Source organism: Paramesorhizobium leguminum (genome assembly GCF_003217235.1).
GTDB classification, from domain to species: Bacteria; Pseudomonadota; Alphaproteobacteria; order Rhizobiales; family Rhizobiaceae; genus Paramesorhizobium; species Paramesorhizobium leguminum.
Window position 1 is genome coordinate 89,331 of the sequence record NZ_QJTF01000008.1, and the last position, 19,389, is coordinate 108,719.

Consider the following 19,389-nt stretch of genomic DNA (forward strand, 5'->3'; position numbering starts at 1 on the left):
CTACCATTTTTGACAAATGGAGATGCCTATGGCCAATGTGGAGAAAGTGAGTGTCGCCCTCACCCCCGAAATGACGGCGATGATGCGCGAGGCGGTCGAGACTGGTGAATATGCATCGGCGAGCGAGGTCATGCGCGAGGCCCTTCGCGACTGGAAGCACCGGCGAGCCCAGCGGGCCAAGGCCATCGATGAACTGGGACGTCTGTGGGATATCGGGACAAGCAGCGGTTCTGCTGTCGACGGCGAGGAAGGCTTTTCCCGCATCAGGCAAAAACTTGAAGATAAGATTTCTCGGCATGGGACGAAATGAGCTATCGGCTTCTACCACAGGCCGAGGCGGATATCGAAACCATCGCTCTTTACATCGCTGACGATAATCCTTCGGCGGCTCGGCGCTGGCTTGAAGAAATTCATCGCTTCTGCCAGCGGATCGGAGAAATGCCCGGCATGGGCATAGCCAGGCCGGATGTACGACCTGACTTAAGAACTTTCCCCGTCGGCAACTACCTGATTTTATACCGCCAGGTTGATGAATACGCGGAAATCGTCCGTGTCGTGCATGGCGCGCGACAATGGGAAAACCTGCTTTAATTAAATCCTGAACCGCTTTTTCTTCTTTCGAGCGGTGGTCCATAACGATGGAGTCGCAGCATGGCGAGTAGCAAGACCGCAGTCCTGTCTTCGAAATTCCAGATATCGATTCCGAAAGAGATTCGGACCGCCCGGCAGTGGGAGCCGGGGCTGACTTTTGCCTTTATTCCCAAGGGAACAGGTATTCTTTTGGTGCCGGTCCCGATGAAAGAAGCGCTTGCAGGCATCGCGAAGGGTGCATCCGCGCGTGATTATCGTGACCGTGGGTAAGCCTCTGAATTAAAAAGCCCGGCAAATCTTCACCGGGCTTCCTCTCATTTGTTTTCGCCGCATGATCTTGTCCGAAAAGTCTACAACTTTTTCGGGATCATGCTCTTGTTTTCGCCGCATGATCTTGTCCGAAAAGTCTACAACTTTTCGGGATCATGCTCTAAGCAATATCCTCGACCGCCTCCCCGCCGCCGTGGAGACGGTGGGCAAGGGCTGCTTCCATGAATGGATCGAGTTCGCCGTCGAGGACATCCTGCGGGCTGGTGCTTTCCACGCCGGTGCGTAGGTCCTTCACCAACTGGTAGGGCTGTAGCACGTAAGAGCGGATCTGGTGACCCCAGCCGATATCCGTCTTGGAGGCGGCGATGGCGTCGGCGGCCTCCTCGCGCTTTTTCAGCTCTTCCTCGTAGAGGCGCGCGCGCAGCATGGACCATGCCGTGGCACGGTTCTTGTGCTGCGATCGCTCCGCCTGGCACTGCACGACGATGCCGCTGGCGATATGCGTGATGCGCACCGCGGAGTCGGTGGTATTGACGTGCTGGCCGCCCGCGCCGGAAGCACGGTAGGTATCGATGCGCACATCGGCTTCCGTCACCGCCACCTCGATATTGTCGTCGATGACGGGATAGACCCAGATACTGGCGAAGGACGTATGCCGCCGGGCGTTCGAATCGTATGGCGAGATGCGCACAAGCCGGTGTACGCCCGACTCGGTCTTCAACATGCCATAGGCGTTGTGGCCCTTGACGAGGATGGTGGCGGATTTGATGCCCGCTTCCTCGCCATCATGCAGTTCGAGCACTTCCACCTTCTTGCCGCTCTGCTCGGCCCAGCGCGTATACATGCGCAACAGCATTGAGGCCCAATCCTGGCTCTCGGTACCACCCGCGCCGGCGTGCACTTCCAGATAGGTGTCGTTGGCGTCAGCCTCGCCTGAAAGCAGCGTGTCGATCTGGCGCTTGTCGATGTCGCGCTTCAATTCGCGAATTGTATCCTCGGCTTCCGCGATGATTGCCTTGTCGCCCTCCTCCTCGCCCATGGCGATGAGTTCGATGCTTTCATCCAGCGATTGCGTGAGACGGCGGATTTCCGAGATGCTGTCCTCAAGCTGTTGACGCTCGCGCATCAGCTTCTGGGCTTCCTGGGCATCGTTCCACAAATTGGGATCTTCGGCTTGCTGGTTGAGATATTCCAGCCTTTTCAGTGACTGATCCCAGTCAAAGATGCCTCCTCAGCAGGCCTACGCCCTGCTTGATTTCGTCGACAAGCGTCTCGATTTCGGCTCGCATTCGCTATCCGTTCCTTGCAGCTATCTTGTGTGTTGAAAGTGCGGCGGAACATAGTAACAGCCCCACCGCGTGTAAAGGTTCGAAGTCCTAATTTATCAATACAGCCCGCCAGAGCCGGAGGTGATCGCGCGGGTGGCCTGCGGCGACTGCGGCGCGATCGGCGCGCCTTCCTGGAAACTATCCATGCCGATGACGGAATAGGTGTCGGCGGGGCCGGTTCCGGGCTTGAACGCCTCCATGATGATATCGGGGCCGCCCGGCTCAGCCTGCATCCCGCTGCGGCGATTGATGGCGATCAGCTTCATGCCATCAGGCACGCGGAAGTCGACCTTCGGCTTGCCTACGAGCGCCTGCTCCATAAAATCCTTGAAGACGGGCGCGGCCAAGCCGCCGCCGGTGAAGCCGCTGCCTAGCGGGGTCGGCGTATCGTAACCCATGAAGACGCCGACCACGAGATCCGGCGTGTAGCCGATGAACCAGGCATCCTTTTCGTCATTGGTGGTGCCGGTCTTGCCGGCCAGAGGCCGGTCAAGGCTTTTGAGTATCTGTGCCGTGCCGCGTTGGACCACGCCTTCCATCATCGAGGTGATCTGGTAGGCGGTCATGGGGTCGAGCACCTGATCGCGCTCATCGATCAGTTCCGGCTCCGGCTGATTAACCCAGGCGGTAGCGGTGCAGCCATCACACTTGCGCTGATCGTGCTTGAATACGGTCTTGCCATAGCGATCCTGAATACGATCGATCATGGAGGGAACGATGCTGCGCCCGCCATTGGCGATGGTCGAATAGGCCGTAACCATGCGCAGCACGGTTGTTTCGCCCGAACCGAGCGACATGGCGAGAACCGGCAGCATCTTGTCGTAAATCCCGAACCGTTCGGCATATTCAGCGACGAGATTCATGCCCATGTCCTTGGCGAGACGTACGGTCATGAGATTGCGCGATTGTTCGATGCCGTAGCGCAGCGTCGAGGGGCCGGCAAACTTGCCCGAATAGTTCTTGGGCGCCCAGATGCCGAGCGAGCCGCCCTGGTCCACTTCGATCGGGCCGTCCAGTACGACGGAGGCCGGCGTATAGCCATTGTCGAGGGCGGCGGCATAGACGAACGGCTTGAACGACGAACCCGGCTGACGATGCGCCTGGGTGGCGCGGTTGAACTCCGATTCCGAATAGGAGAAGCCGCCGATCAGCGACAGGACGCGGCCCGTATGCGGGTCCATCGCAACGACGGCGCCCTGCACCTTCGGCGGCTGGCGCAACAGATAGGCGTTGTCGCTATCGGGCTTCTTCTCGACGAAAACGACATCACCCACTTTCAGCACGCCCTCGGGCGATTTGACGGCGACGCGCTTGCCATCGACGAGACGCCGGTAGGCCCATTTCATATCAGCGGCGGCGATGGTGCCGGCCTTGCGTTCCTTCGAGCGCGCGCCGGAAACCTCGCGCGGCGGCTGCAGGCCAATTTCCGCGCCTTGCGGGGTCACATCGAGAACGGTCGCGAGCTGCCATTCAGGCACGTCGGTGAACGCATTGATCTCACCCAGCGGCACACCCCAGTCGGATCCGAATTCAATGTGCTTGAACGGGCCGCGATATCCCCTGCTTTCGTCATATTTGAGAAGGCCCGTGTGAAGCGCGTTGCGCGCCATGACCTGCACCTTGGGATCAAGGGTGGTGCGAACCGAAAGACCGCCCTCATAGAGCGCGTTCACGCCATACTTATTAATGATCTGACGGCGAACTTCCTCGGTGAAATACTCGGAAGCGAAGAGGTTGTTGGCATTGTCGCGGGGTGTCACGCCAAGCGGTTCCGCCTTTGCAGCGGTCGCTTCGTCCGGCGTGACATAGCCGTTCTCCGCCATGCGGTCGATGACCCAGTTACGGCGCTCGATGGCGCGATCGGCCTGGCGGAAGGGATGGTAGTTCGCCGGCCCTTTCGGCAACGCGGCGAGATAAGCTGCCTGCGCGATGGAGAGATCACTGACCGATTTGTCGAAATAGGTGAGTGATGCGCCCGCCACGCCGTATGCGCCCATGCCGAAGAAAATCTCGTTGAGATAGAGCTCGAGAATACGATCCTTCGAATAGGCCTGCTCGATGCGCAGCGCCAGGATCGCTTCCTTGATCTTGCGGTCGTAGGTCTGGTTCGAGGAAAGCAGGAAGTTCTTTGCCACCTGCTGCGTGATGGTGGAGGCGCCAACGGGGCGGCGACCGGAGCCGATATTTTTGACGTTGGTGACTACGGCACGCGCGAGCCCGCTGATGTCCACACCGGGATGCTCATAGAAATTCTTGTCTTCGGCGGAAATGAAGGCTGCCTTGACGCGATCCGGGATGACCTGGATGGGCAGGAAGAGACGGCGCTCCCGGGCGAACTCCGCCATCAGGCTGCCGTCGGCGGCGTGAATACGGGTCGTCACCGGAGGTTCGTATTTCGCGAGCACCTCGTAGTTCGGCAAATCCTTGCTCACATTGCCGACGTAAAGAGCTATGCCGCCCGCCACCAGCAGGAAGGCCACAGCGCCGATTCCGAAGAAATACCCGATGAGTCTTACCATATGTGTCCGGATTCCTGCCTTCAGACTACCCGTTTTAACGCAAGCTCAAGGCTACTGGCCGTCAAATACGACAAAGGCAAGGAGGCTTCGCCGTAATCCAGAATTTAAACACGAAGGCGAAAGATTCGCCATGCGAAATGAGGAAACCTGTTGCAGGGGTACCTCACCGGTTCGCCATCTCGCCTGTTCTGACTGCCGAAAACACCTTGACCGCTTCCGCCAGACGATTAGCGACGCGCGTGCGCCACGCCGGATCGGTCATCAGCTTCTCGTCCTCGGCATTGGATAGATAGCCAATCTCCACCAGCACGGACGGCACGTCCGGCGCCCGCAAGACCTGGAAACCGGCGGAACGGTGTGGATTGTTGATAAGACTGATCTCATCTTGCAGCGAGTGGACTACCTTGCCTGCGAAGTTGAGCGAAAAGGCATGGGTTTCCCGGCGCATGAGATCGGCGAGAATGTCGGAGACCGCAGGCGGCTCCTCATGCGTAATGCCGGCAATGGCGTCCGATTTGTTCTCGCGCTCCGCAATTGCGCTTGCCATGCTGTCCGATGCCTTGTCGGAGAGGGTATAGACGGTCGCGCCGCGGATACTATCCAGATTGATCGTGTCGGCATGGATCGAGATGAAGAGATCGGCTTCATGCTGCCGGGCGATGCGCACCCGCTCGGAAAGGCGCAGGAATGTATCGTCCTCACGCGTCATCAACACCCGTATATCCGTGTTCTTGGCAAGGATGTCACGGAACTCGCGACCGAACGCCAGCGTCACCTCCTTTTCCTTGACGCCATGCCGGCCTTCCGCGCCTGCGTCGATGCCTCCATGGCCGGGATCGATCATCACGGTGAAGACATGCGGGGGCGCCGGCTCCTCTGATTGGCCAATACGGTCACCCTTCAATACAGCGAGCGTCGCTCCCGTCCCGGCATTCTGCGCCGCGATGGCCTCCGCGAATTCCCGGTCGGACGACGCAACGATATCCGCCATCAGTCGATAGCCCGGCGCATTCTCGTTTTTTACGACGCGGACACCCTCCACCTTGAAAGGCCCGCGCAAGGTGAGGATCATCCGCGACCTGTCATCGCCGACCAGCCCGTAGCGGACATTGGTGACAAGCCCGCGCGGTTCGAGCGAGCTCCGGTCGAAGCCGAAATTCGCCTTGGGCAGATTGATCACCAATCGGTGCGGGTGCTCGAGAAGAAATGTCGAGAGCTCCGGCTTGGCGTCGAATATCACCACCACGCGGGTGCGCAGCTCATCGCCCGCCATGCGGAAAGTGAGCGCGGAAAGCGCGTCCCCTGCCTTGGCGGGCCCCATCAGGGCGAACAAAAACAGGAAAATACCCGTAGATGAGCGCCAAAGACAGTTGAAAATGTCTTTTTTCTCCCAGTTCATGAATTCCAACGCGCCCTATTCATCCGTAAACAAGGAGTAATCTCCGATGGTTAACGAAACGTTGTTGCGACATTCGGTCTTGTCATCGACCATATCAGGTCATAAAAGCAAGTCGGGTTACAAATTTGCCGTCGGAATCAATTCCGGCAACACTTGAAGAAAAGTTCGTTGCAACGGTCTTGGGCGAGGGAACGGCAAAGGCGGGTGAACGCCGGTAACCGGCACGGAATTTGCGGAAAGCGATCGAGTATTTCGTTTCCGCTTAAATAAAAGGATGAAGAGCGTTCGTTCAGACGCCTTCACCGGCTCCATGCGAGCATAAAAGGTCGGTCCGGCCCCCGGACCATGTATGAGGTCGTTTCGTACGGAAATAGATATGGGTCATGTGGAATTGACCAGTGCCAGCCTGAATACCGTGATCGCCGCAAGGCAATTGCGCGTGCGGGCCGCTCTCTATCTCCCGGCGAACCTTGAATTATCCGGCAAGCGCGCAACTATGCGGTCAAACGTTTCCCAGACGTTGGCCAGCTCTTTCGCCGCGTGCTCTGGCGCCGGAAGGAAAAACAATAATGTCCAACAAAATGCTTATCGATGCCTCCCACCAGGAGGAGACCCGCGTTGTCGTGGTTCGCGGCAACCGGATTGAAGAATTCGACTTCGAGTCCGAGCACAAGAAGCAGCTCAAGGGAAATATCTATCTGGCGCGGGTGACGCGCGTAGAGCCTTCGCTGCAGGCCGCATTCGTCGAGTATGGCGGCAATCGCCATGGATTTCTCGCCTTCAGCGAAATACATCCCGATTACTACCAGATCCCCGTCGCCGACCGTATTGCTCTTCTCGAAGCCGAAGCACAGGCTGCGAGCGAAGAAGATGAGGATGACGAGGGCGACGCCAAGCGTGACGACAGGGCGCGTCGCGGCAGGCGCCGGGACAAGCGCCGCCGGACGGAAGACGGCAGTTCGAAAGCGGACGCCGGCGAAGACGGCGAGATAGCCACGGATGATGGTAACGAAGAACTCGACGTGACGGCCATCGCTGCCGGAGCGCAAGCCGACGTCATCTCCGAAGCTGCCCCGGACGAGGACACGGTAGAAACCGCTGATGCCGTCGATGAGGCAGGCTCGTCTGACGAAGGCGCGACGCGCCCTTCATCCAGAAGGCGCCGGAAGGATGGCGACGACGACAATGAAGGCCCGCAGGACGAGGCCGACATCGTTGAATCGGTAGGCGCGGAGGATGCGCTGGAGGAAGTGCCGACGCATCAGCGCTTCCAGCGCCGCCACCAGTATAAAATTCAGGAAGTCATCAAGCGCCGCCAGATATTGCTGGTGCAGGTGGTCAAGGAAGAGCGCGGCAACAAGGGCGCCGCGCTGACGACCTATCTTTCGCTGGCCGGACGCTATTCAGTGCTGATGCCCAATACGGCGCGCGGCGGCGGCATTTCCCGCAAGATCACCAGCCCGGTGGACCGCAAACGCCTGAAAGAGATCGTCACCGAGCTTGAAGTGCCAAAGGGCATGGGCGTGATCCTGCGCACCGCAGGCGCCAACCGCACCAAGCCGGAGGTCAAGCGCGACTATGAATATCTCATGCGCATGTGGGAGAACGTCCGCGCCCTGACCTTGCAATCGACCGCCCCTGCCCTTGTCTATGAGGAAGGCAGCCTGATCAAGCGCTCGATCCGCGATCTCTACAACAAGGACATCACAGAAATTCTCGTTGCCGGTGAAGAGGGTTACCGCGAGGCCAAGGATTTCATGCGGATGCTGATGCCCAGCCACGCCAAGGTGGTTCAGCCTTACCGAGACCAGGTGCCGATCTTTGCCCGCAACGGCATCGAGGCGCATCTCGACCGTATGCTGCAACCGCAGGTGACGCTGAAATCCGGCGGCTACATCATCATCAACCAGACGGAAGCGCTGGTTTCGATCGACGTCAACTCGGGCCGCTCCACCCGCGAGCACTCCATCGAGGACACGGCACTCCAGACCAATCTGGAGGCGGCGGAGGAAGTGGCGCGGCAATTGCGCCTTCGCGACCTCGCCGGTCTTGTCGTCATCGATTTCATCGACATGGAGGAAAAGCGCAACAATCGTGCCGTTGAAAAACGCATGAAGGATTGCCTGAAGGACGACCGCGCGCGCATCCAGGTTGGCCGCATTTCGCATTTCGGCCTGCTCGAAATGTCGCGCCAGCGCATCCGCGCATCGGTTCTCGAAAGCACGATGCAGCTTTGCGCCCATTGCGGCGGAACGGGCTTTATCCGGTCCGCCTCGTCCGTGGCGCTGCATGTCATGCGCTCGATCGAGGAATACCTCATCCGCAATTCGCAGAACAACATCATCGTGCGTACGCCGGTTTCGACCGCGCTCTATGTGCTCAACCACAAGCGCAAGAACCTCGCCGATCTCGAAGCCCGCTTTGGCCTGACGATCGATATCGAGGCGGATGACACCATCGGCTCGCAGCATCTCGCCATCGACAAGGGCACCCCGGCGCTCGGTCCCATCGCGCCCGCCCCCGTTGTGATCCTTTACCCGGATCCGGTCGAGGATGAGGTGGAGGAGCTGGAAATTCCAGTCGAGGACGAAGAAACCGAAGCGGAAGAGACTGTATCGGCCAAGGACGACCGCGCCAATGAGGGTGATCGCAAGCGCCGGCGTCGCCGTCGCCGCCGGGGCGGACGGGACCGCGAGGCCCATGAAAGCGGCACGACGACCGATGCCCAGTCCGCCGAGGGCGAAGCTGGCGAGGCATCCGGGGACGAGGACGAGGAGTCCCCTGCCCTTGGCCAATCCACGGCGCCGGCGGATGCGGAAGCAGCGGACGAAGAGCGCGCCAAGAAGCGCCGTCGCGGTCGCCGTGGCGGACGCAGGAACCGGCATTCCGACGATGTGGCAACCGACAATGGCGGCTTGGAAGCCGTATCCGGCGGCGAAGACGCGTCAGCGCCGGTTGCCGTGACGCCGACTGTTCCCGCCGCCGAGCCGGTTGGGATGTTGGTTGCGGTGGAGGCAACGAGCGCGGCGGCTCCCCTGGAAGACGCGCAAGCCGCCGCGAGCGTGGAGGGCGCTGAGCCTGAGCCCAAGAAGCCGGCGCGACGCCGCTCCGCCAAGGCCAAGCCTGTGGAAGAGGCTGTCGTCGAGGCTGTGCAGGATCTCGACACGGCGCCTGCCGCAGAGAAGCCGGCAAAGCCAGCCCGCAAAAGCCGAAAAAAGGCCGCTCCCGTAGAGGAGGTAGTGCAATCAGAGCCGGTGGTCGAAGCCGCAAAGCCTGAACCGGTGGCGGAAACGCCCAAGATCGAGGAAAAGGCCGAAGAGACACCGGAAGAGGCTCCCGCGCCCGCGGTCCCGGCAATCACGCCGCCCGAGGCGAGCGAACCTGTCGTCACATCGAGCACCACCGACGCGGAAGGCGAAAAGCCGAAACGCGGCGGCTGGTGGCAGAAGAAGGGTTTCTTCTAGAGCATGATCCCGAAAAGTTGCAGACTTTTCGGATAAGGTCATGCGGCTAAAACAAAGACTTAGAGTGGGATGCCCAATTCAACTTAATTGCATACCGCTCTAAGAAACCGCAGCTAAATCCAAATAAAAAACCGGCGTCAGTGACGCCGGTTTTTTTGTATCCGAAAGGAATTGGAACGCAAAATTCGGGTGCGATGGAACATTACCGCCAAAGAATTGTTCCCCTTCATATCAATTCGGCGGCGGGTGCCTCGCAACCAATGGAGAGTGCCATGAAAGTTGGAAACTGCATGACGAGGGATGTCAAGATCGCCAGTCCCGACCAGCCAATTCGGGATGTGGCAAAGATAATGAACAAGCTCGACGCCGGAGTAATGCCTGTTGGCGACAACGACCGGCTGGTTGGAATGATCACCGATCGTGATATCGCCGTCCGGGGGGTGGCGCTGGGCAAAGGCCCTGACACCAAAGTGCGTGATGTCATGAGCCCGGAGGTCAAATACTGCTTCGATGATGAAGAGATCGAGGATGTGCTTGAAAACATGGGGGATTTGCGGGTGCGCCGCCTCCCCGTTCTTAACCGGGAGAAACGGCTCGTCGGCATCGTCTCTCTTGGCGATCTATCGAGGAATGGTGACAAGATGGAAGCCGGAGACGCCTTGAGCAGCATCTCGAAGCCCGGCGGCGAGCATTCACAAGCGACCCATTAGAGTCCCTCTCGCCGTCATTCTCGGGCTTGTCCCGAGAATGACGATCGGACTGTACGCCTTAGCGCCCCATTGAGCTATTCCCGAACCGCTCCGCCTCCCGCAACAGGCTGATCACTTCCTCGTCCGTGGTCTGTCCGAATTTCTCGTATTGAAGGCCGACGGAAAGAAACGGTTCGGGCGTGGCAAGACAGACCACTTCATCCGCGTCTTTTCCCACAAGAGCCAGACTTTCACCAGGCGCTACCGGGACCGCCAGGATGATGCGGGCCGCTTGATCCTTGCGAAGGGCCTTGAGCGCCGCAAGCACTGTTCCGCCGGTCGCGATGCCGTCATCGACCAAGATGACCGACCTGCCCTTGACCGGCAATGGTCGCCTGCCCTCGGCATAAAGCATCCTGCGGCGTTCGATCTCCGCGAGTTGCCGCTTTTTCTCCGTCTCGATGTAATCCCGTGGAGGACGGAAAATCTCCATCGCCTCATCATTGAGGACAAGTTGCGGGTCAGCCCCGTCAACGACGGCGCCGATGCCATATTCGGCATGGCCGGGCGCCCCGATCTTGCGCACGAACAGCACATCAAGCGGCGCATCGAGCGCTTTTGCGATCTCGAATGCTACGGGAACGCCGCCGCGGGGCAATGCGAGAATGAGCGGTTCGATGTCTGCAAACCGCATCAACGCCTCGGCCAGCCTGCGTCCTGCATCCGGGCGATCCCTGAAATGTGCCTTGTCACGAAGCATCGCGAGCATCCTCCTCCACGACCTGCCCATGAGCCTCCGCCTCACGTTCCGACACTTGCCGGCCACAGCGCACGGATCTCTTTGGGCAGAGCCTCGCGTACCTTGGCTGACTGACCGAGATCGATATGATGAACGAGTGCTCTCAACACCGCTTTCGCCGCACCGGCCGTATTGACCGGTCGTCCGAATTTCAGTTCTTCCGCTATGGAATCAAGGAATGCATCCACTGAACGGTCGGAGTTCGGTTCCCTGGATGGCTGGTACTGGTCATAATACGCGCCGCGAACCAGAAGCGGCAGTTCGGCACCCAGATTAGCCGCCAGTTCTGCAGGCAGCTTGTCGCGCAACGCCCGTAGAACCACGCCAAGCACATGCCACGCCAACTGCCGATCCGGGCCGAGGTCCGCCATGATCTCGTTCAGCCAGATATTGGTTGTCTGCACTGTCTTGTCGAACACGTTGAGGCCGGTTGCACTCATCATCGCCTCCTGAATGAAAGCCCTGTAGGCCGGTTTCAGGGATAACACCCGACCGGGAGGTTTGTTTCCCGCCCGGTCGAATTGTCTGGGCGGCCGGTACGATACGCACGGATCAACTGTTCGTTACGCATGGATCGAATCGGCCTTTAGCGCGTTGGACATCGCGCGGTTCGCTGTCCAACCGGCGGACCATACCTGGAAAGGAAAGAGCGATGACACGGAACGTAAACAAGTGGTCCGGGCAAATTACGGAACACGATAGCGCGCTGGGCCTGGAACCGGGGGTATTCGCCGAAGGTAACGCGAAGGAGATTGCAGCATCGCTGAAACACTCGGCGGAAGCAAAGCAGGACGCCGATCCTTATCGCTCCGCGATGTCGATGCTCGACTTCTACATCAATCGCGCCGGCAAGAACCTTTCATCAAGCCGCCGGCAGGTGCTGGAGGAAGCGAAGGATGAGCTTCGCCGCACCTACGGAAGACCGGTTGAGGGCTAGAGAAGACAGGGCTCGCTTGTAACGACGGGAAGGTGCCTGATGTGATTAATTATAGTACATCAAGGGGCCCTCCTGACGGACTCGCCTATCTCGCAGCCGCCACCGCAGTTTTTCTCTGGGCCTCTGCCTTCGTCGGCATAAGATACCTGCTGCAATACTTCACTCCGTTCGGAATCGCTACGTTACGGTTCTTGATCGCCTCATTTGCCCTATCTCTTTGCTTCGCATTTATGCCTCGCGCAGCGGAAAATCCAATGCTCAAATCGGATTGGGCAATGTTTGCTCTTTTCGGATTACTCGGCATTGTGGGTTACAATGCGGGAATCAATATTGGCGAAAAGACTGTATCTGCCGGAACCGCGAGTTTCATCGTTGCCCAGGTGCCTATTGCTACAACGGTCCTCCAGGCAGTGATATTCCGTACCAAATTAAATACTGTTCTGATCAGCGGACTATTGCTGGGAGTGCTTGGAACCACCATCGTATTTCTAGGAGAAAGTGGTTCAATCGGACTTGGGCTTGGCGTTATCTGGATTCTTCTCGGTGTAATCTCGGAAAGCGCATATTTCGTCTTGCAGCGGCCAGCCGTAGATCGCATGGGCTCATTTAGAGTAAATTATTTCACTATTGTTGCGGCGACATTAATAATGCTTCCCACGCTCCCGTGGAGAGGACAGGCTGACGTTCAACCAGATTGGTTTTCATGGAGCGTTGTGGCCTATCTTGGCCTTTTTCCCTCAGCCTTGGCGTATTTTCTTTGGAGTTTTTCGATTGGAAGAGTCGGGGCTGTAACTACCTCCTCAACATTATATGCTCTTCCGATTGTAACGACTCTTCTTGGGTATTTTGTGCTGCACGAGACGCCTAGCTTTATTTCAATTACTGGCGGCGCAATCGCCCTGATCGGCGCCATCATAGTTCACTCGTGCAATAATAAATCGTAGTTCACTCGCGGACTGACGCACTCACGGCGCGCGATCGACAAGCGCGTCCGCCCCCTCCCGCTCCGCGCAATGCGCGCAACAATAGATGATTTCATCCTGTTCCACGCCGTGCCCGATGATGCGGACCTGGCAATGGGGGCAGATGGGCGCGAGCTTCTGCACCGCGCATTCGAAGCTGTCGAAGGTGTAGCTTGCCTCTCCCAGGAATACCTGGAAGGACTTGTCATAGTCGTTGCCGCACTGGTCGCATCTGGCCATTGTCATGTCTCCTGCGAGGACCGAATTATTCCTCAACGGTTGAGCGGCCAAATTGTTCTCTTGTTCCCGGCCTTTCTTGACCGACTCACGCCAGCCAGCTCCCAAGCCGTTCCATCGCCTCGGCCATTTCCTCGAAGCTGCCGGCGTAGGAAAAACGCATGGTGCGGTGGCCTTCGGCCAAATCGAAATCATGGCCGGGCGTTGCCGCCACATTGGCTTCCGCGATCATACGGCGGGCGAAATCCATGCTGTCATTGGTGAAGCGCGAGACATCGCAATAGGCATAGAAGGCGCCATCCATCGGCGCGGCGAGTTCCAAGCCGATTTGCGGCAGGCGGCGCATCAATAATTCCCGATTGAGCCGATAGCGGGCCTTGACCGCTTCCAGCTCCGCCGCCGCGCCAAAGGCTTCGATCGCCGCGATCTGCGAAAGCTCGGGCGCCGAGATATAAAGGCTCTGCGCCAGCCGTTCGACCGGCCGCACCGCATTTTCCGGCAGCACCATCCAGCCAATGCGCCATCCCGTCATGCAGTAATATTTGGAGAAGGAATTGATGACTGTGACATCATCGGCAAAGACAAGCGCCGTCGTATCCTCGCCCTCATAGGCCAGCCGGTGATAAATCTCGTCGGAAATGACGCGGATGCTTAAGCTCCGCGCCGTGTCGATGATACCGCGCAATGTCTCGGGCGTAATGACCGCGCCGGTCGGATTGGCGGGGCTGGCGAAGAGCAGGCCCTTGAGCGGCCTTTCCTCATGCGCGGCCCGCAAAGCCTCCGCCGTCAGATTGCCTGCGATTTCCACCACTTCGAGGCCGAGCGCGCGCAAGATGTTGCGATAGGCCGGATAGCCGGGACGGGTAATCGCCACGCGGTCGCCGGGATCGAAAAAGCTCAAGAACGCCAGATTGAAGCCCGCCGACGAACCCGTCGTGACGGCGATTCGGGCGGGATCAACGCTAACGCCGTAATGATCGTGATAATGCGTTGCAATCGCCTCGCGCAAAGGGAGAAGCCCCAGCGCGTCGGTATAGCCGATCCGTCCATCCTGCAACGCGCGCCCGGCAGCCTCGCGAACGGCAATCGGCGCGGGGTCCGCCGGCTGGCCTACGGCCATGGAAATCACCGGATAGCCGTCCGCGCGCCTGCGGTTCGCCTGCGCCAGAACATCCATCGCATGGAACGGCTCGACGGCGCTCCGGCGTGAGAAAACAGTCAAATTCGTCTCCACATACAGATTCTGCGACCAGCGAATCCACGCCGCACATTTGCCCGATTGCTATAGGCTACACAATGTCTGCATAATGTCCGAGACATGCCGCCAAAACAGAGCGACCCGACCCATGGGCCTAGCCGCCATTCTTCACCGCCCCGCCAGAAAACTGGCTACCGTTCTCACCACTGCAACAGTCGGATTCCTGCCCCTGGGCGAGGCATTCGCGCAGTCCCGGTCTCTCCCGATCGTCCGCGATGCGGAGATAGAGGCGCTCGTCTCCGATTATGCCGCGCCGATTCTGAAAGTCGCGGGTCTCAACAGCCGTGGCATCCGCATCATTCTGGTCAATAACAACAGCTTCAACGCCTTCGTCGACGGCAGGCGCATATTCATCAACACCGGCGCTCTGCTTCAGGCGGAAACGCCGAACGAGGTCATCGGCGTCATCGCGCACGAATCCGGCCATCTGGCGGGCGCGCATCAGCAGCGCTTGCGCGAACAGATGGAGCGGGCGCAGACCATGGCCGTCATCGGAATGCTGCTGGGCATGGGCGCCACGGCGGCGGGCGCTGCGACGGGAAACAGCTCCGTTGCCGGCGCGGGCGGCGGCCTCGCGCTTGGCGGCACGGAGATGGCGATGCGCAATCTCTTGAGTTACCAGCGCACGGAGGAAATAACCGCCGACCGCTCCGCCGTCACTTATCTGGAGAAAACCGGCCAGTCGACCAAAGGCATGCTGGTGACGTTCGAGCGATTCGCCAATGCGTTGTCATTGTCGGGCGCGCGAGTCGATCCTTACCGGATCAGCCACCCCATGCCGCGCGAACGCATCGCCAACCTGCAAACGCTCGCCCATGCAAGCCCCAATTTCGATAAAAAAGATCCCGAAGCGCTACAACTGCGGCACGACCTGATGCGCGCGAAGATCGCCGCCTATACGTCCAGCGCCGGCTCGACCGCTCGCACCTTCCGTAACAATCCCCGTGGCATGGCCGCGCGCTACGGCGATGCGATTTCCACGTTTCTTAACGGGTCCGCCAAAGCCGCGCTGCCGAAGATCGACGCGCTCATCAAGGAGCAGCCCAATAACCCGTATTTTTACGAAATACGCGGTGAAATCCTGCTCAAGGCCAACGATCCCGCAGGCGCGGCCAAGGCGTTCCAGCGCGCCAGCGCGCTGGATCCCCGCAAATCGAGCCTGATACGGATGAGCTATGGCCGCGCGTTGATGCTTGCGGGATCGAAGAGCGCCATGCCAACGGCAGTCCGCGAACTCAAGGCGGGAATCGCCCGTGATCCGGATTTCCCGCAAGGCTACCAATATCTCGCCCAGGCCTACGGCCAGATGGGCGATATCGGCGGGGCCGAACTCGCCACCGCCGACATGCATTATTATTCCGGCAATTTGCAAGAGGCGAAAATCTTCGCCATGCGGGCGCAGCAGAAGCTGAAGCGCGGCTCGCCGGATTGGGTGCGCGCGCAGGATATCATCAACAGCAAAAAACCAAGCAAGTAATGTCCAGTCTGGCGTGTCACCAGTTTGCACAATACAGCTAATTCGGAATTGATCCGGGAATCGGGATAAAACGCATGAAAAACGCAATCACCATAACGATCGCCAGCGGCGCGATCGGGCTTGCCGCCCTTTTCCTGGGCTACCAGGCGGGAGGTACGCGTCTTGTCGAACAAGCCGCCGCCGCTGAACCGGGCGCTGCGTCAGCCGCGCCGGACCGCGCGGCCATCGAGGCGATCGTGCGGGATTATCTCATCAAGAACCCCGAAGTGATGCTGGAAGTGCAGAGCGCGCTCGAAGCCAAGCAGACCGCCGCGGCCAGGGACGGACAGCGCGAAATAATCGCCGCCAATGCGGACAAGCTCTTCAAATCGCCCGGCGACGCGGTTTTCGGCAATCCCGACGGCAATGTCACGGTGGTCGAGTTCTTCGATTACAATTGCGGCTATTGCAAACAGGCCCTCCCCGACATGGACGCGCTTTTGAAAAGCGATCCGAACATACGCTTCGTCATGAAGGAATTTCCGATTCTCGGACCGGATTCGGTTAAAGCGCATATCGTGGCGCAGGCGTTCAAGGCGCTGATGCCGGAGAAGTATCTCGAATTTCACCGCGCGCTCATGAGCCTGCAAGGCCGCGCCACGGAGCAGACGGCAATCGATACGGCGGTCAAGCTTGGCGCCAACGAGGCGCAGTTGCGCGAAAAGATGAAGGCTCCAGACCTCGCCGAGGCCTTCCAGGTCAATTACCAGCTCGCCAATGCGCTCAACATCACAGGAACACCGTCCTATATCATCGGCGATCAGGTGGTTCCGGGCGCCATCGGCATTGACGGGCTTGCCCAGAAGATCGCGGAAAAGCGCGACGGCAACGGCTAGTTTGGTTTAGTCGCCATCTGGATCGGGATATGAAATTTGGTTGTGAAAAGGCAAGAAGCGTACCGTTTTCCGCCATTTTCATGCTTTTACCTTGCGCGCATCCCCTCTATATGGGATGCGCATTTCTCACATCTTGAAATGCTGGCAGATCAAAGCATAAAGGCCGGTGACAACCGAACATGACCCAGACGATCCTTGTCCTCAACGGCCCCAATCTCAACATGCTGGGAAAGCGTGAGCCTGGGATCTATGGGGCGGCGACACTGGCCGATATCGAAGAGGCTTGCTTGCGCGAGGCCAAGGCGCTGGGAGTCAAGATCGAGTTCCGGCAGTCGAACCATGAGGGCGACCTGATCGACTGGGTGCAGGAAGCCGGCACAAGCGGCGCCATGGTGTTGATCAATCCGGGCGCTTATACGCACACTTCGATAGCGCTGCAGGATGCGATCCGCGCGGCGCAAGTAAGCGTGGTCGAAGTTCATCTTTCGAACATTCATGCGCGGGAGGCCTTCCGGCATCATTCCTACGTCTCCCCCGTCGCAAGAGGTGTTCTCTGCGGCTTCGGCGCGGATGGATATGTGATGGGCCTGCGTGCGCTGGCGGCATTCGCCGCGCAAGACAAAAAATAGAGCATGTTCCCGAGCCGAAGGCCATCGTCAGCAAAAAGCTGACACGCTTTTTGGATTGGATCATGCGGTTAAAAGAAATTGGGAATAGTGGGAAAGGGCCAGGAGCGATGGCAAACAAAAGCGCTGGTATCGACAAGGAGATCATCCGCGATCTCGCGGAGATACTGAACCAGACGGATCTGACCGACATCGAAATCGAGCAGGGCGATCTGCGCATCCGTGTTTCGCGGCAGGTCACCATCCAGGCAATGGTTCCGCAGGCGCCCGCCGCCGCGCCGGCGCCCGTCGTGGCCGTCGCGCCGGCTGCCGTGGAGGCAGCCAAGACCGCCGACATGTCGAAGAATGCCGTCGCCTCGCCCATGGTCGGCACCGCCTATCTCTCGCCCGCCCCCGGCGCCCGCCCCTTTATCGAGGTTGGCCAGAAGGTGAAGGAAGGGCAGACCCTGATGATCATCGAAGCGATGAAGACGATGAACCAGATCCCATCGCCCCGCGCGGGAACCGTGACGGCCATTCTTATCGATGATGCCCAGCCCGTCGAATATGGCGAGCCGCTGATCGTTGTCGAATAAGGGCGGGCGGGACACGATGTTTCAGAAAATTCTCATTGCCAATCGCGGCGAAATCGCGCTCCGGGTGCTCAGGGCATGCAAGGAGCTTGGCATCAAGACGGTGGCGGTACATTCGACCGCCGATGCCGACGCGATGCATGTGCGCCTTGCCGACGAAAGCGTGTGCATCGGCCCTCCGCAGTCGCGTGAGAGCTATCTGAACATTCACCAGATCGTCGCCGCCTGCGAGATCACCGGCGCGGACGCGGTCCATCCCGGCTACGGCTTCCTTTCGGAGAACGCCAAGTTCGCCGATATCCTGGAGGCCCACGGCATTACCTTCATCGGCCCCACCGCCGAACATATCCGCCTGATGGGTGACAAGATCACCGCCAAGAACACGGCGCTGGAACTCGGCATTCCGGTCGTTCCCGGCTCGGACGGCGAAGTGAAGACTGAAGCTGAAGCGCTCAAGGCTGCCGCCTCCATCGGTTATCCGGTGCTGATCAAGGCGACGGCCGGCGGCGGCGGGCGCGGCATGAAGGTTGCCAAGACCGAAGCGGATCTCATCGAAGCCTGGACGACAGCCCGCACGGAAGCGGCGGCTGCCTTCGGCAACGATGCCGTTTACATGGAAAAATATCTCGGCAAGCCGCGCCACATCGAAGTGCAGGTGTTCGGCGACGGCGAAGGCAATGCCGTGCATCTGGGCGAGCGCGACTGCTCCCTGCAGCGCCGTCACCAGAAGGTCTGGGAAGAGGCCAATTCCCCTGCCCTCAATGTCGAGCAGCGCATGAGGATCGGCGATATCTGCGCCGAAGCCATGAAGAAGCTCAAGTATCGCGGCGCGGGCACGATCGAGTTCCTCTACGAGAACGGCGAGTTTTATTTCATCGAAATGAACACGCGCCTCCAGGTGGAGCATCCCGTGACCGAGGCGATCACCGGCATCGATCTTGTACATGAGCAGATTCGCGTCGCTTCCGGCGCCGGACTGTCCGTGACGCAGAAGGATATCCGCTTCTCGGGCCACGCCATCGAGTGCCGCATCAATGCGGAAGATCCGCGCACCTTCACCCCCTCGCCCGGTGTCATCACCCATTTCCACACGCCGGGTGGCCTTGGCATCCGTGTCGATTCGGGCGTTTATAGCGGCTATAAGATCCCGCCCTATTATGACAGCCTGATCGGCAAGCTGATCGTGCATGGGCGCAATCGCGTCGAGTGCATGATGCGGCTACGCCGCGCGCTCGACGAGTTCGTGGTGGACGGCATCAAGACCACGCTGCCGCTCTTCCAGGATCTGATCAGCAATCCTGATATCGCCAATGGCGATTACGATATCCACTGGCTGGAGAAATATCTCGCCGGCCAGACCGCCGCCGAAGCCAAGGGAGAATAAGC

At 59.3% G+C, this 19,389-nt stretch carries 19 protein-coding genes; 12 read left to right on the plus strand and 7 right to left on the minus strand.

Going from position 1 to position 19,389, the window contains the following annotated elements; genetic code table 11:
- Positions 1-28 precede the first annotated feature (28 nt).
- Genes C7477_RS08785 through C7477_RS08795 form a run of 3 tightly spaced genes read left to right on the plus strand, consistent with a single transcriptional unit; the run spans position 29 to position 861 of the window.
- On the plus strand, positions 29-310 hold the full coding sequence (locus C7477_RS08785) for a ribbon-helix-helix domain-containing protein (protein WP_110751172.1): 282 nt from the start codon (positions 29-31) through the stop codon (positions 308-310).
- Positions 307-591 carry a type II toxin-antitoxin system RelE/ParE family toxin gene (locus C7477_RS08790; RefSeq protein WP_110751174.1) on the plus strand — a complete coding sequence of 95 codons (285 nt, stop codon included), beginning with the start codon at positions 307-309 and terminating at the stop codon, positions 589-591. Before C7477_RS08785 ends, C7477_RS08790 begins: the two co-directional genes overlap by 4 nt.
- 60 nt (positions 592-651) lie before the next feature.
- Positions 652-861, plus strand: a complete 210-nt coding sequence (locus C7477_RS08795; protein ID WP_110751176.1) for an AbrB/MazE/SpoVT family DNA-binding domain-containing protein — start codon at positions 652-654, stop codon at positions 859-861.
- 160 nt (positions 862-1,021) lie between these two features.
- Here the strand turns inward: C7477_RS08795 and prfB are convergent.
- The 3 genes from prfB to C7477_RS08810 form a co-directional block, all read right to left on the minus strand.
- A protein-coding gene (prfB, locus tag C7477_RS08800; protein WP_110751178.1) for a peptide chain release factor 2 occupies positions 1,022-2,150 on the minus strand; the annotation gives its coding sequence in 2 pieces (ribosomal slippage) (positions 1,022-2,080 and positions 2,082-2,150; 1,128 coding nt in all).
- A gap of 95 nt (positions 2,151-2,245) precedes the next feature.
- Positions 2,246-4,708: a penicillin-binding protein 1A gene (locus C7477_RS08805; RefSeq protein WP_110751180.1), complete on the minus strand. Its 2,463-nt coding sequence runs from the start codon at positions 4,706-4,708 to the stop codon at positions 2,246-2,248.
- 163 nt (positions 4,709-4,871) lie between these two features.
- Positions 4,872-6,029, minus strand: coding sequence for an N-acetylmuramoyl-L-alanine amidase (locus tag C7477_RS08810; protein ID WP_245411784.1), 1,158 nt, complete (start codon positions 6,027-6,029; stop codon positions 4,872-4,874).
- 647 nt (positions 6,030-6,676) lie between these two features.
- Here C7477_RS08810 and C7477_RS08815 point away from each other — a divergent pair.
- Together C7477_RS08815 and C7477_RS08820 are read left to right on the plus strand one after the other, a co-directional pair.
- Positions 6,677-9,571 carry an Rne/Rng family ribonuclease gene (locus C7477_RS08815; protein WP_110751182.1) on the plus strand — a complete coding sequence of 965 codons (2,895 nt, stop codon included), beginning with the start codon at positions 6,677-6,679 and terminating at the stop codon, positions 9,569-9,571.
- Positions 9,572-9,843: 272 nt separating this feature from the next.
- Positions 9,844-10,281 carry a CBS domain-containing protein gene (locus C7477_RS08820; RefSeq protein ID WP_110751184.1) on the plus strand — a complete coding sequence of 146 codons (438 nt, stop codon included), beginning with the start codon at positions 9,844-9,846 and terminating at the stop codon, positions 10,279-10,281.
- A gap of 58 nt (positions 10,282-10,339) precedes the next feature.
- Here the strand turns inward: C7477_RS08820 and C7477_RS08825 are convergent, their stop codons facing one another.
- Positions 10,340-11,020, minus strand: a complete 681-nt coding sequence (locus tag C7477_RS08825; RefSeq protein ID WP_110751332.1) for a phosphoribosyltransferase — start codon at positions 11,018-11,020, stop codon at positions 10,340-10,342.
- 41 nt (positions 11,021-11,061) lie between these two features.
- Entirely contained in the window at positions 11,062-11,499 is a 438-nt protein-coding gene (locus C7477_RS08830; protein WP_110751186.1) for a DUF2267 domain-containing protein, read from the minus strand.
- Between the two features lie 212 nt (positions 11,500-11,711).
- Between C7477_RS08830 and C7477_RS08835 the strand changes: the two genes are divergently transcribed.
- Positions 11,712-11,996: a DUF3175 domain-containing protein gene (locus C7477_RS08835; protein ID WP_110751188.1), complete on the plus strand. Its 285-nt coding sequence runs from the start codon at positions 11,712-11,714 to the stop codon at positions 11,994-11,996.
- A gap of 41 nt (positions 11,997-12,037) precedes the next feature.
- The gene (locus C7477_RS08840) at positions 12,038-12,940 is read left to right on the plus strand and encodes a DMT family transporter (protein WP_245411785.1); all 903 of its coding nucleotides are present in this window, start codon (positions 12,038-12,040) and stop codon (positions 12,938-12,940) included.
- A gap of 21 nt (positions 12,941-12,961) precedes the next feature.
- Here C7477_RS08840 and C7477_RS08845 read toward each other — a convergent pair whose 3' ends face one another.
- Both C7477_RS08845 and C7477_RS08850 read right to left on the minus strand, forming a co-directional pair.
- Positions 12,962-13,198 (minus strand): hypothetical protein, encoded by a 237-nt coding sequence (locus C7477_RS08845; RefSeq protein WP_110751192.1) that lies wholly within the window; start codon positions 13,196-13,198, stop codon positions 12,962-12,964.
- An 85-nt stretch (positions 13,199-13,283) separates the two neighbouring features.
- Positions 13,284-14,417 (minus strand): pyridoxal phosphate-dependent aminotransferase, encoded by a 1,134-nt coding sequence (locus tag C7477_RS08850; protein WP_110751194.1) that lies wholly within the window; start codon positions 14,415-14,417, stop codon positions 13,284-13,286.
- 124 nt (positions 14,418-14,541) lie between these two features.
- Between C7477_RS08850 and C7477_RS08855 the strand changes: the two genes are divergently transcribed.
- From C7477_RS08855 to accC, 5 genes are all read left to right on the plus strand, one after another.
- A complete protein-coding gene (locus C7477_RS08855) occupies positions 14,542-15,930 on the plus strand; it encodes a M48 family metalloprotease (RefSeq protein ID WP_110751196.1) in 1,389 nt (462 codons plus the stop codon).
- A gap of 74 nt (positions 15,931-16,004) precedes the next feature.
- On the plus strand, positions 16,005-16,805 hold the full coding sequence (locus C7477_RS08860; RefSeq protein ID WP_110751198.1) for a DsbA family protein: 801 nt from the start codon (positions 16,005-16,007) through the stop codon (positions 16,803-16,805).
- A gap of 179 nt (positions 16,806-16,984) precedes the next feature.
- Positions 16,985-17,434, plus strand: coding sequence for a type II 3-dehydroquinate dehydratase (aroQ, locus tag C7477_RS08865; RefSeq protein ID WP_110751200.1), 450 nt, complete (start codon positions 16,985-16,987; stop codon positions 17,432-17,434).
- Between the two features lie 107 nt (positions 17,435-17,541).
- A complete protein-coding gene (accB, locus tag C7477_RS08870) occupies positions 17,542-18,006 on the plus strand; it encodes an acetyl-CoA carboxylase biotin carboxyl carrier protein (RefSeq protein WP_110751202.1) in 465 nt (154 codons plus the stop codon).
- 16 nt (positions 18,007-18,022) lie between these two features.
- Positions 18,023-19,387 (plus strand): acetyl-CoA carboxylase biotin carboxylase subunit, encoded by a 1,365-nt coding sequence (accC, locus tag C7477_RS08875; protein WP_110751204.1) that lies wholly within the window; start codon positions 18,023-18,025, stop codon positions 19,385-19,387.
- The last annotated feature ends 2 nt before the right edge of the window (positions 19,388-19,389 follow it).